The 14,808-nt window shown below is 37.4% G+C and carries 11 protein-coding genes; 4 read left to right on the forward strand and 7 right to left on the reverse strand.

Features of this window, described 5'->3' with window-relative positions; genetic code table 11:
- Window positions 1-117: 117 nt before the first annotated feature.
- Window positions 118-831 (forward strand): phytanoyl-CoA dioxygenase family protein, encoded by a 714-nt coding sequence (locus M0D58_RS15720; RefSeq protein WP_248391441.1) that lies wholly within the window; start codon window positions 118-120, stop codon window positions 829-831.
- Window positions 832-867: 36 nt separating this feature from the next.
- Here the strand turns inward: M0D58_RS15720 and M0D58_RS15725 are convergent, their stop codons facing one another.
- Together M0D58_RS15725 and M0D58_RS15730 are read right to left on the reverse strand one after the other, a co-directional pair.
- Window positions 868-1,629 (reverse strand): hypothetical protein, encoded by a 762-nt coding sequence (locus M0D58_RS15725; RefSeq protein ID WP_248391443.1) that lies wholly within the window; start codon window positions 1,627-1,629, stop codon window positions 868-870.
- An 8-nt stretch (window positions 1,630-1,637) separates the two neighbouring features.
- Complete coding sequence (locus M0D58_RS15730) at window positions 1,638-4,460, reverse strand: GH92 family glycosyl hydrolase (protein WP_248391445.1); 2,823 nt, start codon at window positions 4,458-4,460, stop codon at window positions 1,638-1,640.
- 127 nt (window positions 4,461-4,587) lie between these two features.
- Between M0D58_RS15730 and M0D58_RS15735 the strand changes: the two genes are divergently transcribed.
- From M0D58_RS15735 to M0D58_RS15745, 3 genes are all read left to right on the forward strand, one after another.
- A complete protein-coding gene (locus M0D58_RS15735) occupies window positions 4,588-5,694 on the forward strand; it encodes an Mrp/NBP35 family ATP-binding protein (RefSeq protein ID WP_248391447.1) in 1,107 nt (368 codons plus the stop codon).
- 39 nt (window positions 5,695-5,733) lie between these two features.
- Window positions 5,734-5,982, forward strand: coding sequence for a NifU family protein (locus M0D58_RS15740; RefSeq protein WP_169229467.1), 249 nt, complete (start codon window positions 5,734-5,736; stop codon window positions 5,980-5,982).
- A 583-nt stretch (window positions 5,983-6,565) separates the two neighbouring features.
- Window positions 6,566-7,180, forward strand: coding sequence for a response regulator transcription factor (locus M0D58_RS15745; protein ID WP_248391449.1), 615 nt, complete (start codon window positions 6,566-6,568; stop codon window positions 7,178-7,180).
- 111 nt (window positions 7,181-7,291) lie between these two features.
- Here the strand turns inward: M0D58_RS15745 and M0D58_RS15750 are convergent, their stop codons facing one another.
- From M0D58_RS15750 to ppk1, 5 genes are all read right to left on the reverse strand, one after another.
- Window positions 7,292-10,333: a choice-of-anchor I family protein gene (locus tag M0D58_RS15750; RefSeq protein ID WP_248391451.1), complete on the reverse strand. Its 3,042-nt coding sequence runs from the start codon at window positions 10,331-10,333 to the stop codon at window positions 7,292-7,294.
- A 180-nt stretch (window positions 10,334-10,513) separates the two neighbouring features.
- Window positions 10,514-10,666, reverse strand: coding sequence for a hypothetical protein (locus M0D58_RS15755; RefSeq protein ID WP_248391453.1), 153 nt, complete (start codon window positions 10,664-10,666; stop codon window positions 10,514-10,516).
- Window positions 10,663-11,316 carry an NAD-dependent epimerase/dehydratase family protein gene (locus M0D58_RS15760; RefSeq protein WP_248391455.1) on the reverse strand — a complete coding sequence of 218 codons (654 nt, stop codon included), beginning with the start codon at window positions 11,314-11,316 and terminating at the stop codon, window positions 10,663-10,665. Before M0D58_RS15760 ends, M0D58_RS15755 begins: the two co-directional genes overlap by 4 nt.
- 451 nt (window positions 11,317-11,767) lie before the next feature.
- On the reverse strand, window positions 11,768-12,652 hold the full coding sequence (locus M0D58_RS15765) for a Ppx/GppA phosphatase family protein (protein WP_248391457.1): 885 nt from the start codon (window positions 12,650-12,652) through the stop codon (window positions 11,768-11,770).
- Window positions 12,649-14,721, reverse strand: coding sequence for a polyphosphate kinase 1 (gene ppk1 / locus M0D58_RS15770; RefSeq protein ID WP_248391459.1), 2,073 nt, complete (start codon window positions 14,719-14,721; stop codon window positions 12,649-12,651). The genes M0D58_RS15765 and ppk1 overlap by 4 nt, the downstream gene beginning before the upstream one ends.
- Window positions 14,722-14,808: the final 87 nt, after the last annotated feature.

Raw genomic sequence — 14,808 nt, forward strand, 5'->3', positions numbered from 1 at the left:
ATTGCTGCATGATTCCTAATTCAAATTAACAGTAATAACATAGAATCTGCAAAATCTATGTGATCATTAAAAGAAAATCTTTGCATCTTTGCTTTTCAAAAAACTGTTTTTTAGAAAATGAATTTAGACCATCATAAAAACTCAATACAGGAAAATGGCTTTACTGTAATTAACAACGTTTTTTCGGAAGAAGAAATTAAAAAGATCGGAGAAATCATTCAAAATATAGATACCTCGAAAGAGACATTCAGAAAATCAGATGATCTTTTCGCGATCAGGCAATTTTTAAAAGAAATTCCTCAAGTCAGGGAGCTGGTTTTCAATGAAAATATAAAGAACATCATCACAGAAATTTTCGGAGAAAAATATTTTGTGGTGAAAAGCATTTACTTTGATAAGCCTGAAAAATCAAATTGGTATGTGGCATATCATCAGGATCTTACGATTTCTGTTGACAAAAAAACAGATCTTCCGGGATTTGGTCCGTGGACTACGAAGCAGAATCAGTTTGCCGTTCAGCCGCCGATTGACATTCTGGAAAATATTTTTACTATTAGGATTCACCTGGATGATACCGATGAATACAACGGTGCGTTAAAAGTAATTCCAACATCACACGCGAAAGGAATTTACCGCCCCGAAACCATCGACTGGTCCGTAGAAACAGAAACCATCTGCAGGGTGCATAAAGGCGGAATAATGCTCATGAAGCCTTTACTTCTTCATGGATCAAACCGTACTACAAACGGAAAAAAAAGAAGGGTGATTCATATCGAATTTTCAGACAGACAATTACCGGAAGAGCTGAAGTGGTCGGAAAATATGAATTAAAATAAAAAACCTCTTCAAAAGAAGAGGTTTAGTTTTTTACCATTCAAAATTGATTATTTCTCCATATTTTGTATTGATATTATCCGGAAGGTATAAAAGTAATATCAAAAATTCTTCTCCGGGTTTATGATCGAAGAACATAGGGGTGTCGATAATCATATTTCTTTTAAGAATGTTTTCAATTTCTTGATCCTTATCTCCGAAAGTTGTGACCGGAGTCAGTTCCTCAATTTTAGAATAATCATTAACTTTTACCTTATAAATTGCAAACGGATTTTTCGGCGAAAAGTTTTTTATTGCTGAAAGATCAGATTTGTTACCTTTTTGTAATTCATCAAAGCACGTCGCAAATTGCAGTCCTGTGAAAGCAAATTTATTTTTATCAATATAGGCGAATGTTTTTTCCAAAACTTCAGATGTTGCTTTTTCCTTCTCCATATCAAACCTGTATTTCGGAGAACAGGACGAAATAGAATATTCACCATTGTATTTATTCAATAAAATAAGATAGGTTTCACCAGGCTGTACATCTGTTTCGCACGCTCCTGAATACGGATTTCCGATAAGGCCCCTTACAGTAAGCGTTTGGAATTTCTTACCTTTATAAATCTTTTCAAATTTTATATCTGCCTTATAAGTTCTCTGTTCCGCATTTTCGCCGTAGACCTTTATAATTCTGATAATTCCCGCAACATCTGCAGCCAGATAGTTTTCTGCTAACGGATCTGTTTTACATTTGCAGGCGTACAACGTTACAACGTTTAAAACTAAAAAGAAAAAAAATAACAGTTTTTTCATGATCAGTATTATTTCACGGAAATTTCATCCACAAAAATATAAGCATCGCCCCCCGCTCCCTGGTGCCATTCCGGAAGTTTGCCGAAATGATAAGCTTTTACTTTGATAAATCGAGCCTGTGTAGGCAATACCTCAGCTGAAAAATCTTTTATCTGAACGGTTTCGTCTTTCGGATCAAGTGTATTTTCCACCGTTTTCAGCAGAATGTAATCTTTGCCGTTGTTTGAAACATAATATTCTACTTTTTTCGGCATTAAAATCCATGCTCTGCTGTCCTGAAGATAGGTGGAAGACAATTTTGTGAATTGCTGTGGAGATCTCATATCGATAACGGCTTCAAAAGTCTGTCCCTGGTAACCCAGCCATTCTCCTTTTCGCCAGTTGGTATCACCGCTGATGCCGTCAATTAAAGATAATTTTCCACTTGCAGTATACTGTGGAGTAGGATGGGAAAGTACCGAAATGTCCCAATTATTAGGTCTTCTGTTGAAGTCGGCTCTTACAATAGAGCTTTTTTCTCCTTTTCGCTCTGCGTAAGCGGCAACCTGCGTTGTTTTGGTAATGGTGAACGGACCTTTGTAAGGCATGAACATTTTTCTAACATTAGCATCTCCTTCGTCGAGTGTCATGTAGTAAATTTTATCATCAGGATTCATGGCAGTAATTTCTACTTTCGTATTAAGATCAAAGATTCTTGCTGCTGCAATCACGGGCGAAGCTGTTAATTCATCATATTTAAAATCTTTGTAGGATTTTGCATTTTCAAAACCAAGTTTTTTAAGTTCTTCTTTGCCTGTATTTTTAGTGATGGTTCTCGTGGTTCCGTCTTCCAGATGAATTTTAACCTCATCAAAATAAGGTTTTGTGGTCTGCCATTCGGGTAATCCGGGTGTTACGGAATAAATTCCCAGGGCACTCAGAATGTACCATGCGCTCATCTGTCCGCAATCTTCATTTCCGATCAGTCCGTCCGGAGTATTTTTATAATAGTTATCGAGGATGAATTTAATCTTCGCATCTGTTTTTTCCGGCTTATCGACATAATTGTAAAGGTACGCAATATGGTGGCTCGGTTCATTTCCCTGGGCATATTGCCCGATCAGTCCGGTGATATCCACCTGTTCTCTTCCTGTGGTTTTATCCGGTGCAGAAAAAATAGCGTCAATAAACTGCTCAAACTTTTCCTTTCCGCCATGAGCTGCAATTAATCCCGGAATATCCTGCTGAACAGAATAAGAATAATGCCATGAATTTCCTTCCGTATAGTTATTGTTCACTTCACGAGGTTCAAAAGGCTCGTACCAGTTTCCGTTTTTTCTCGGCTGCATAAATCCGTTTTTAGGATTGTAGAGGTTTTTCCAGTTCTGAGAGCGCTTCATAAAATACTGGTAATCTTCTTTTTTGCCTAAAATTTTAGCCATTTGCGCAATACACCAGTCGTCATAGGCATATTCTACCGTTTTGGAAACACTTTCATGTTCATCATCAATACTGATGAAATTATTCTGTTTGTAGGCATTTAACCCGAAGATATCCAGCATGGCAGAATGTTTGGAGGCCTCGAATGCTTTTTCATAATCAAAACCGGTGATTCCCTTTGCCATGGCATCGGCAATAACCGACACTGCATGATAACCGATCATACATTCTGTTTCGTTGGAAGCCAGTTCCCAAACGGGAAGTTTTCCGCCCTGCTCATACTGTTTGATAAAAGTATTGATGAAATCTGCCGTTCTTTTTCTGTCAATCAGTGTCATCAGAGGATGTGCTGCTCTGAAGGTGTCCCACAGTGAAAAAACCGAATAATAGTCAAAACCGTTGGTCATATAGAATTTGTTGTCGCGGCCTCTGTATTTTCCGTCAATATCCATATTAATGTTCGGCTGTGTGAAAACATGATACATAGCTGTGTAAAAAACAGCTAGCTTATCTTTATCCGAAGATTTAACTTCGATTTTAGATAATTCTTTATCCCAGTCAGCTACGGCCTGTTTTCTTATCGCTTCAAAATCATTTGATTTACCTTCTGCAAGCATATTTTTGGCAGCGCCTTCATAACCGGTAGTGGAAATTGATACTTTTACGAGAATTTTTTCGCCTTTTTTAACTTTATTTGAAAAAGCAATCTGTATCTCATTTCCGTAATAAAAGTTATTTTCCTGCATCATGCCTCTTGGTGTAGCATTATGAGATTGTATTAATTTTGATTCGAGCATCGGTTTTGAAAACTCAATTCTGGCATAGATGTACTGGTTGGTTGCCCAGGCTTCGCTCCTGCGGGAAACTTCGATCGTTTTGTCATTGATAATTTTTACCTCACCTTGCAATAATTTATCCCTGTGATTTAAGTCTAAAATAATATTGGCATTTCCGGCATTATTGAATGTGTATTCATGGTAACCTACTCTTTTTGTAGTGGTTAAACGTACATCAATATTGTGCTTATCTAATTTAACCGAATAAAATCCTGCCGAAGCTTTTTCGTTTTTATGTGAAAATTTTGAAGAATATTCTTTTGGAGTAAGTCCCGGGTTTCCCATCGTTGGCATCAGCATAATATCTCCATAATCCGAAACTCCCGTTCCGTTAAGATGCGTATGAGAAAATCCATAAATCACGGAATCTGAGTAATGATAGCCGCTGCAGCCGTCCCAGCTTCCGTCGATTCTTGTATCCGGAGATAGCTGCACCATTCCGAAGGGAACAATCGCTCCCGGAAAAGTATGTCCGTGGCCGCCTGTTCCGATAAACGGATTCACATATTGCGAATAATTTTGTGAAAATGTATTATGGAATAAAATTCCTAAAAGAACGATGAATATTCTTTTCATGATCTATAAATTAAAATTCCCCTAAAATACTATAAAATTAGCTTTCGCAAAAGAAAATATCTATCAGTGTCTTTACTTATTCTAAATAGGTTAATTTTTCGTAAATTTGTAGACAATTTATTAGTTTATGTTGACGAAAGACAAGGTTCAGAATTTCCTTAAAGATATAGAAGTAGATGATTTGGTAAACAATCTTCAGATCATGGGTAATGAGGTTTATATTGATATGACAGCTCATTCACCGGCCATGCATGAAAAGAAAAAGCTTGAAGCAGCCATGAAACAGGCTTTTGCAAGCGAATTCGGAGAAGAGGTAAACCTGAAACTGAAAATCGTTTCTCCGGAACCGAGTGAAATTCAGCAAAGCCAGATTAAAGGAAAACAGATTCCCGGAATCCAGAATATCATTGCTATTGCTTCAGGAAAAGGAGGGGTAGGAAAGTCTACCGTTTCTGCGAACATAGCGGTAACACTGGCAAAAATGGGTTTCAAAGTAGGATTGCTGGATGCTGATATTTACGGTCCATCTGTTCCTACGATGTTTGATACGGAAGGGCAAAAACCGATTTCTGTAGAAATTGAAGGCAAAAATCTAATGAAACCGATCGAGAACTATGGTGTAAAAATGCTTTCTATAGGATACTTTTCAGGAGCAAATCAGGCGGTAGTTTGGAGAGGTCCGATGGCTTCAAAGGCATTAAACCAGATGATCAGAGATGCAGCGTGGGGAGAACTTGATTTTTTATTAATTGACCTTCCTCCGGGAACCGGAGACATTCACCTGTCTATTATCCAGGAAGTGCCTGTAACGGGTGCCGTGATTGTGAGCACACCGCAGCATGTAGCTTTGGCAGACGTAAGAAAAGGTATTGCAATGTTCCAAATGGAAAGTATTAATATTCCAGTTCTTGGATTAATCGAAAATATGGCGTACTTTACACCGGAAGAATTGCCTGAAAATAAATATTATATTTTTGGAAAACAAGGCGCTCAGTATCTTGCAGAAGATCTTGGTATTCCTGTACTGGGGGAAATTCCTTTGATTCAGAGCATCAGGGAAGCTGGAGATGTAGGAAGACCGGCAGCATTGCAGGAAAATTCTGTAATTGCAGAGGTGTATACGGAAACTGCCCGAAGAATGGTGGAAAGCCTTGTAGAAAGAAACAAAAATCTGCCTCCTACGGAAGCGGTTAAGATCACTACGATGGCAGGATGCTCCCCAAAAGCAAAATAATTTCAATAGTAATTGAAACCAAATTGAACTGAAAAAAATATGGAAACAAATATAACACACGAAGATACAGTAACAAGGGTATTGGAAGCTTTGGAAAGTATCCGTCCGTTTCTCAATAAAGACGGAGGGGATATCGAGCTTATCGATGTGAAGGATAATCTGGTTTATGTAAAACTTTTAGGAAACTGTTCCGGATGTTCGTTAAATTTTTCTACCCTGAAACTGGGTGTTGAGAACACGATTAAGCAGCATGCTCCGGAGATAGAAAAAGTTGTAAGCGTAGAATAAAAGAAAAAATTAAATATATTTTTCAGCAGACCTTTAATATTTAGAGGTCTGTTTTTTTATTTTAGATTTTTCATATACTTATAACTTTTAAAATTGCCAATCTTTACGCAGGATTTATCTTTACAAGGAAGGGATTTGAACAAAGATTCGGTTGGTTTTAAATTTATCACACTATTTTGATTTTTATGTGTAATCGTTTTCACTTGATTTATAAGAAATTATTTAGAAAATTTATGAAATATTTATAGTAATATTTCTACATGCCCATGAATATTTTATGTATTATTTTTGTAGAAAATATTTACAGCGCTAAGATAAGGATGAATGCTTGTAACATACTTTTTTATTCATTTAATTTATATGTTTAATAATTTTTAAAGATTTTATAAAAATTATTTTCAATTATTAGGTTCCTGAATTTCCGGAATCATAAAACCGTTGTAATAACTTTAATAAAACTCCTGATAGAAAGGTATGGATAGAAATGTATATGGTATTTGGTCTGTAACTTGTATTGAAAACATAACAATAAAGAGAAGCTGTTTCCCGTTTGACTGGGACTTTTATTTAAAAAACTAACTCTATGAAAAATATACTCATTGCTGACGGTCACTATGTAGTAAGAACAGGTACAGCTCTGGTGCTAAAGTCAAAACTCCAATATCATTGTAATATAGATTTTGCTGAAACATACTCCGATACAAAGGATATGGTTTCTGAAAAGGTATATGATCTTTTAATTATTGATATTGATATACCGGGAAGTATTTTTAGGGCAATGGTAAAAGATCTTAAGAAAAAGCAAAAACACCTTAAGATTTTATTTTTTTCAACTTATGATGACAATGTAGGGATACAATACATAGAAGAGGGAGCTGCCGGATATCTCAACAAAGGAGCCTCAGAATCTGAAATCATTACCGCGGTAAATTCCATGTTTGAGGAAGGCTATTATTATACCGTGGATATGATGAAGAAGCTGGTTACACATACTGCGGGCAGTCATTCTGTAGAAAGACTTTCTAAAAGAGAATTTCAGATTTTTAAGCTTCTTGCGCAGGGAAACGGGAATATAGAAATTTCAAACATACTGAACCTTAAGATGTCTACCATCAGTACTTATAAGAAAAAAATCTTTGAAAAGCTGCAGGTGAAAAATGTAGTTGATCTTGTAAGAATTTATGACGATATGCATTAATTATAAATCCCGGCAGAGAAATTCGCCGGGATTGATTTTTTTAAAGAATATTTATTGTAAGGATAAAAAAGCCCGGTAAAGGGCTTATTCAAATCAACTAAATAATGTATTCTATTTTACAACAACTCTTTTTGTTTGTCCTTCTGAAGTTTTCAAAAGATAAACTCCTGTAGAAAGTTCAGAAGTATCAATAGTTAAAGCCTTTTTATCTTTTCTGATTAATTTTCCGGACATGTCGTACAGCTCATAATCCTGCATTCTGTTGAAATAAAGAGTATTTCCTTTTGTTATAGGATTTGGGAATACATTAAAGGTAGTCTTAGCTGTTTTTATCTCACCTGTTGCCAGAGTAGGGGCACCCGCAACTTCATACATGGATAAAGTTCCGCTTATTTCGTTGGCGATGATTACATAGCCTTTACCTGTTGTTGTATTTTCAGGAGCTACGTAGATAATTCCTTCAGGTCCGTTATCGCCACCATAAGCAGAAGTCATACGCGAATGTTTGTAATCGGTAAATGTTGGATTATTAGGGTCTGTAATATTGTAAACCATCACACCGCCGGTTCTTTCCAAAGTAATAAAAGCATAAGTCTGCCCATTGATCGTTCCTAGAGCCACACCTTCCGGCTCCGGGCCTTTCGCGCGGCTTCTGTTCTTTACAGTATTTGATTCATTATCAGCATTGAAGATCAAAGGATGATTAGCTGCAATATACCGCTCAAACTGATCTCCACTGTCGTAAACAATCTGTCTTGTATCTGCATTAAATATAGAAAAAGAACGTGCGCCTAACGCTGCAATCTCTTCAAAATCTGCGTCGCCATCTGTATTTCCTGTAGCATTAGAAACTCTGAATCTGCCCAAATTATAAGAAGCTTTCAAAATCGCTGCCTGAGGAAACAAAGCTGGATCAGGACTATAATTATTTGCTCCCACCGTTGTTCTTTCGCTGAAGCCTGAAAGATCTTTTTCATCTCCTTCGTTGGCCGTAACAATATAATGAGTATTCCCCACTTTATAATTCTGAACCGCATCCGGAGTGTAGTACGCTTTTACAGGCCAGTTGGCGATTAAAATTTCATTATTGTTATCCGATGCATCGAAGCCGTTTCCGGGAATGCTCATGTCTTTTTTACCCAGTCCCCAGATTCCGGTAATTGTTTTTGTCGCTAAATTCACCTCTGCCACCGCATTGTTTTCCTGAAGCGTAACCCATGCTTTCTGACTGTCTGAACTGATCGTAATATATTCCGGTTCCAGATCCTGGGAAAGGGTGTTGTTCGTTCTCACTTTTCTTAGACCTGTTGCTGTTAAAGCAGCAACCTGAGCATCAAATGCATTAAAATTTAGGGTTGTTACATTAGATTGGGTAAGGTTTGCAATTCCGCCTGAAATATCAATGATGCTGATTGTACCTTCAGGATCAACGGTGTAAGCATCATTCGGTTCTCCTTCGTTAGCGGTCATTACTTTTGTACCGTCCGGTGAGAAAGTAATCATATCCGGCAAAGCACCTACGGTTACCTGTTTCAGGAAATTCCCGTTGATATCAAAGAAAACTACGGAGCCATTCTGTTGCGGATTGGTATTCGGAGAAGCGGCAGCGATGATTCCGTTTTTTACGGCAATACTGGTAATACCTCCGTACGGAGCCATGTTGATAGTATTGATTACTGTTGGGGTTGTAGGATTGCTAAAGTTAATAATATCAAAAACATCCGTAATGGAGCTGATGGTAAATAATCTCTGAGTTGCGGGATCATGAACAACAATTTCCGTAGAACTGTTGTTGTTTCCGGAAGGATCAAAACTTCCGATATAGTTTAGGGCAATCTGATTTGACGGAACAGGTGCCTGCTTGTCGTTATCAATAATATAAATTGTTGCATTATTGTCTCCTGAAATGGTTGCCCCAACAGGGCTTTCAAGACTCACTACAAAATATTCTGCCTGCTGTTCTTCAGCTATATCATCAATGATCGGAATATTCACGGTATAGCTTGTTGTAGAAGGATTAATCGTAATGGTCTGATTGGCCAATGTAAAATCAGTACTGTCCGCAGTACTGAACGGAGCAGGTTTTACCACAAGATTCACGGTAGCATTTGATGGATTGGCAATATTTAGCTTAAATGCTAATGTTCCTGCATTTTCATTGACTTTAATAAAATTTTTATCTAAAGAAACGGAAGTTCCCGCAGTAGTAAAAGTGGAAGAGGTCACCGTACTTACGGCATTGTCACTCGTATCCTCAACGGTATTCGGCTTTAAAGCCAGAAAATAAGTCTGATTGGTCGCTAAACCAGAAACAGGAATTATGGTGATTGTATTATTCGCAAATGTTGTAGTGAAAGGAACCTGTGCTCCCAAAGCATCTGTTAACCGGAAATCAACCAGATTTTGTGCATTAGCATTGGTAATTGCAGAATTATCCAGCAGCCTTACATTTTCGTTGAATGTAATAGTAGGATTTGCGGTAGAAGAAGCATTATTTGTATTATTTGCCGGAAGATACGTTACTGTTGGTGGCGTTGTGTCGGCTCCGTTTACAGCAGTTGCATCTACAGTAAAATTATCAAACCGGTTATTTCCCACACTTCCGCCGCCAGTTGGAGAGAATTCAACTTTAAGTTTAAAATTTGGGTTGTTGGAAACGCCGCTCACTCCGGAAAAATCAAATGTAATCAGCTGCGGGTTGGCATCCTGCGGGGAAATAGTCTGGTATGTCTGAAATGTCGTTCCGTCCGTAGAATAAGACCATGTCTGTGTTCCCGCTCCGGAACCGGATCTTCTAGTTGTAAATTTCACAACTACATTTTGATACCCTGTCGTAGGTAAATTAAACTGCAGGTTTCCGTTAATAGGGAAGTTATATCGTAAATGGGTTCCTGCGGCATCTCCGTTTCTGGCATTCAGATTTTCAACATTGAAATTCTGTCCTGTTCCGCCTGCAAAATCGATCTCTGTCGTCCCATTAATCACTGTGTTCAGTGATCCTCCTGTTAAACTTACTGTAGGAGTGGTAATGGCAGCAACAGAAGTATTATTGTTAAAATTCCAGTAGTGGATAAGGGATGTCTGTCCAAAAACCGCTCCCTGAAGGAAAAATGCAGCTATAACAGAACCTTTCAAAAAGTAGTTATTAATCATTTTTGCTGATATTAAATTTATGCAAAAATGGAGTTTCTACTTTTTAAATATTTTAAGGTAATTTTAATAAATGATTAATAAATAGGTTTAAGATGAATGAAAAATATTACATCGCAGGCGATGAACCGTCATCAGAATTCTCTAAAACGATCTTTGAACTTCACGAAATATTAGTTTTTCCTACTTGGACACATGGCCCGAAAAATTCAGATTTTTTCCCGTTGCTTTTCTCCCGTCAAGAGGATGTTTCTGCATATAGAAAAAACCCGAAATAGCAGTCAGAACCAATAAAATAAAAGCAACCAGAAAAATTCTTTTTATCATTCCTTTCATATCGCCAGATTTTTAATGTCCTTGATTTCTAATGTTGAGGTGGGGTATCCTTTTTGTACTGCGTTGATCATTGCTCTACCCACTTCATGTAAAGTTAATGATTTTGAAGGAAATATCACCGGAAAAAATAAAATAAAAGGTTTAAAAAACCATTTTACATTCTTCTGCCCCTCAACAGGTTTCATAAATCCGGGCCGGAAATTGTATGCAGCACTGAATCCAAGCTTCCTCAACGTATTTTCCGTTTTCCCCTTTACTCTTGCCCACATGATCTTTCCGCTCTCTGTACTATCGGTATATGCACCTGAAACGTAGTTAAATACCATATCCGGATTCTGGCTGAGTGCAGCCTTGGCAAAATGGATCGTTGTATCAAAGGTTATTCTGGTATATTCCTCTTCGCTCATTCCCATACTGCTTATTCCTGCGCAAAAGAAAACAGCGTCATAACCTTTTAGGTTTTCATCATGAAGATTCATGGCGAGAAAATCGGGAATGATATATTCTTTCAGTTTAGCATGCTTTTTTCCGCTGGTCTTACGGCTTACACTCAGAACTTCCGAAATATTGGGGTTTTCAAGGCATTCCATCAGAACACCTTCGCCCACCATTCCGGTGGCTCCTGTGAGAATTACTTTAATTGAGTTCATTATTTAATATTGTATTATTGCTGACGTTCCGAACCTCAATTTTACTTTATGGAAGATGAAAAATTATATATATTGAGTTTTTTTAATTCCGTCGAATTGTATTTATATTTTTTAGAAGTAATTGATTCCATTGAAAAGCAGATATTTATTTTTTATTGGAAGCTTTTTGACTCCGTCGAATTGTATTTGTTATTTTTTTAAGGAGCAATTTGATTGCATCGAAAAGCAATATATTTTTTTATTGGAAGCTTTTTCTTGCTTTCGCTACTCGCTTTTTCCATTTCCATTTTGCGGCGGCGAAGCCGCCGCAAAATGGAAATGGAAAAGAGCTCAAACATACCGCTCAATCAAGGCTAGGGTGGTTGTCACTTCCTCACTATTTAAAAAAGAAACAAATTGAATCAACAAAAAAAAACCGATCACTGACCGGTTTTAATTTCTATTGAGATAATTATTTTTTGTCCTGTAAAGTACTGTAAATATTATGGATCAAACCGTCTGCTACAGAGATCTTAGGGACAAAAATCCTATTGATTTCAGACCATGTCATCACGTTATTGAAAATTTTTAAGGCATGAACCAGCACATCTGCTCTGTCTTCGCGGAGGTTGTATTTTGTCATTCTTTCATCCACGGTAAGGTCATTGAACTCCTTGTAGACTTTCTTAAGATGTGATGAGGACATCGGTTTGCCGTCTTTCGTTTTGCTCATCGAAAAAACTTTATTGATGTTCCCGCCTGAACCGATCGCAACAACAGGCTTTTTGCTGTTGATATTTTTCCTGATCTCTTCCTTCATGTCCTTCCAGTTATCGGGGGTTACCAAATTATTCAGTAAGCGGATCGTCCCGATGTTGAAAGATTTCTCATACAGCATTTTGCCGTTTTCATAGAAGGTAAGTTCAGTAGAGCCACCGCCAACATCAATGTAAAGGTAGGCAAAATCTTTATCAAGGCCTTCTGCAATGTGGTTTTCAAAAACCAGGGAAGCTTCTTCGTCTCCCGAAATAATTTCAATATCAATTCCGGAGGTTTTTTTTACTTCATCAATGATGTCCCGGCCATTGGCAGCATCACGCATGGCACTTGTCGCGCAGGCTCTGTAATGTTCTACCTTATAAATTTTCATCAGGTCACTGAAGATCTTCATAGAATCAATCACCATTTTCTCACGCTCCTCACCGATTTTTCCAAGGGTGAACACATCCATTCCCAGTCTCAGAGGAATTCTCAAGAGATTCAGCTTGATGAATTCAGGCTGTTTATTATTAATCTTTACTTCATTAATCAGCAGTCTGGCCGCATTACTTCCGATGTCTATGGCTGCAATCTTCATTTTTTGTTTGTTTTAGCATGTAAGTATCGATAGGTTTCAATCTGGGAACGGCATTCTTCTTTATCATTATGAATGTACTCGTTACTCAATTTTTTGTCTAAAATACGAGCTTTTACATTATCTTTCAACTGTATGTCAAGAATATCTTTCAGTTCTTTCTTAAGGTTTTTATCGGTGACTTTGGCAGCGGCTTCAATTCTGTAATCCAAATTTCTGGTCATCCAGTCTGCTGATGAAATATACATATCTTCAGCACCTTTATTATAAAAATACATGACTCTGGCATGTTCCAGATATTCATCTACAATACTGATCGCCTTAATTTTTTCTTTAAAATCCTTCTGGTTTACCGCACAGTAAATACCTCTTACGATCATTCTGATGTGAACTCCGGCGTTAGCAGCCTCATACAATTTTTCAATCAGCGATCTGTCACTCACCGAATTGGCTTTAATGATCATCTCCGCATGTCTTCCTGCTTTTGCTTCTTCAATTTCTTTATCGATATGATGAACGATTTTTTCCCTCATGAATTGCGGACATACCAAAAGATTTTTGCAGGTTTTAAGAACAGGCAGAAAGTCAACCTTTGGTTTTTTAAGGATATTGAACACTTTATTGATATCTGCCATGATTCCGCGGTCGGCTGTCATCAGCAAATGATCGCCGTAAATTCTTGCTGTTTTTTCATTAAAATTTCCGGTACTTATAAATCCGTACTGAATGGTTTTGTTGTGGGATCTTTTTTTGATGATACACAATTTGGCATGTACTTTCTTGTTCGGAATACCTATCAATACCGTAATTCCTTCCGGTTCCAGCATTTCTTTCCATTCGAGGTTAGACTCTTCATCAAACCTTGCCTGCAGCTCAAGCATAACGGTAACCTCTTTGCCGTTTCTTGCGGCATAAATTAATGCGTTGATTATTTTTGAATTACTCGCCAGACGATATGCCGTAATCTGAATGGATTTTACATCAGGGTCCATCGCCGCCTCCCGAAGGAGGTCAATAACGGGATTGTATTTATGATAAGGAAATGTTAAAAGAACATCCTGTTTTAAAATAACGTCTGTTACACGGTTACCGTTTTCAAAGTCAGGATGGGTAAAAGAAGTTCTTTCTACAGGCCTTTCATATTTCTCGAAAACATCCGGGAAATCCATAAAATGTTTGAAATTATGAATCTTTCCACCAGGAATAATACTGTCCTTTTTGGATAAATTCAATTTTCGGATCAGCATCTCGAGAAGTGCTTTATCCATATCTTTATCAAAAACAAAACGGGTAGGTTTCCCCTTTCTCCTGTTTTTTAATCCTTTTTCGATTTTTTCGGCAAAATTGGTTCTGATATCATTATCAAGATCCAGTTCCGCATCTTTGGTTACTTTAAAAGCATTCGCCGAAAATTCATCATATCCGAAATACGAAAAAATATGCGGCAGGTTGAACGTAATCACGTCTTCCAGAAGCATGACATCTTTTTCCTGCGGATCTTCAGTCGGAAGCAGGACAAATCTTCCTACAAAACGCGATGGAATCTCTATAATGGCATAATTGCTGGAATACTGCCAATCTTTTTTTCTCATGGCAACACCCAGATAGAGACTTTTGTCTCTCATATAAGGCATTGGGGTATTTTCATGAAGCAGAATCGGGATCACGTTTGATTCTACCACTTCATCAAAATAGTTTCTTACAAACTCTTTCTGTTTTGGGGTTAAGTTTTTGGGAGCTTTGATGAATACATGATGATCCGCCATTTCGCCCTGGATTTTCTTCCACGTTTTATCAAAATTCTGTTGCTGCCTCATAACAATATCATTGATTTTCTGAAGAATTTTTGAAGGAGGCTGATAAAAAGATTCGGCAATTACTTTTTCTTTGAAATCCATGGCACGTTTTAACCCGGCAACGCGAACTCTGAAAAATTCATCTAAATTATTTGAAAAAATTCCTAAAAAACGGATTCTCAAATGCAAAGGAACTTTCTCGTCCATTGCTTCCTGTAGCACCCTCTCATTGAAGGCAAGCCAGGTAATATCTCTCGGATTAAAATGTAATGACATTCGCTAGTTTATAATTTATCAAAAATAATAATTCACCTTTTTTTATTGAAGTATTTCAACGTTAAGCTTTAATTAAATTTAATAAAG

The sequence above is a fragment of the Chryseobacterium nepalense genome (assembly GCF_023195755.1).
In the GTDB taxonomy this organism is placed as follows: Bacteria; Bacteroidota; Bacteroidia; order Flavobacteriales; family Weeksellaceae; genus Chryseobacterium; species Chryseobacterium nepalense.

What these genes read in the sequence shown, in the direction of transcription:
- M0D58_RS15720 (WP_248391441.1), top strand. Translation starts at nt 118, where the DNA reads ATGAATTTAGACCATCATAAAAACTCAATACAGGAAAATGGCTTTACT.
- M0D58_RS15725 (WP_248391443.1), bottom strand. Translation starts at nt 1,629, where the DNA reads ATGAAAAAACTGTTATTTTTTTTCTTTTTAGTTTTAAACGTTGTAACG.
- M0D58_RS15730 (WP_248391445.1), bottom strand. Translation starts at nt 4,460, where the DNA reads ATGAAAAGAATATTCATCGTTCTTTTAGGAATTTTATTCCATAATACA.
- M0D58_RS15735 (WP_248391447.1), top strand. Translation starts at nt 4,588, where the DNA reads ATGTTGACGAAAGACAAGGTTCAGAATTTCCTTAAAGATATAGAAGTA.
- M0D58_RS15740 (WP_169229467.1), top strand. Translation starts at nt 5,734, where the DNA reads ATGGAAACAAATATAACACACGAAGATACAGTAACAAGGGTATTGGAA.
- M0D58_RS15745 (WP_248391449.1), top strand. Translation starts at nt 6,566, where the DNA reads ATGAAAAATATACTCATTGCTGACGGTCACTATGTAGTAAGAACAGGT.
- M0D58_RS15750 (WP_248391451.1), bottom strand. Translation starts at nt 10,333, where the DNA reads ATGATTAATAACTACTTTTTGAAAGGTTCTGTTATAGCTGCATTTTTC.
- M0D58_RS15755 (WP_248391453.1), bottom strand. Translation starts at nt 10,666, where the DNA reads ATGAAAGGAATGATAAAAAGAATTTTTCTGGTTGCTTTTATTTTATTG.
- M0D58_RS15760 (WP_248391455.1), bottom strand. Translation starts at nt 11,316, where the DNA reads ATGAACTCAATTAAAGTAATTCTCACAGGAGCCACCGGAATGGTGGGC.
- M0D58_RS15765 (WP_248391457.1), bottom strand. Translation starts at nt 12,652, where the DNA reads ATGAAGATTGCAGCCATAGACATCGGAAGTAATGCGGCCAGACTGCTG.
- ppk1 (WP_248391459.1), bottom strand. Translation starts at nt 14,721, where the DNA reads ATGTCATTACATTTTAATCCGAGAGATATTACCTGGCTTGCCTTCAAT.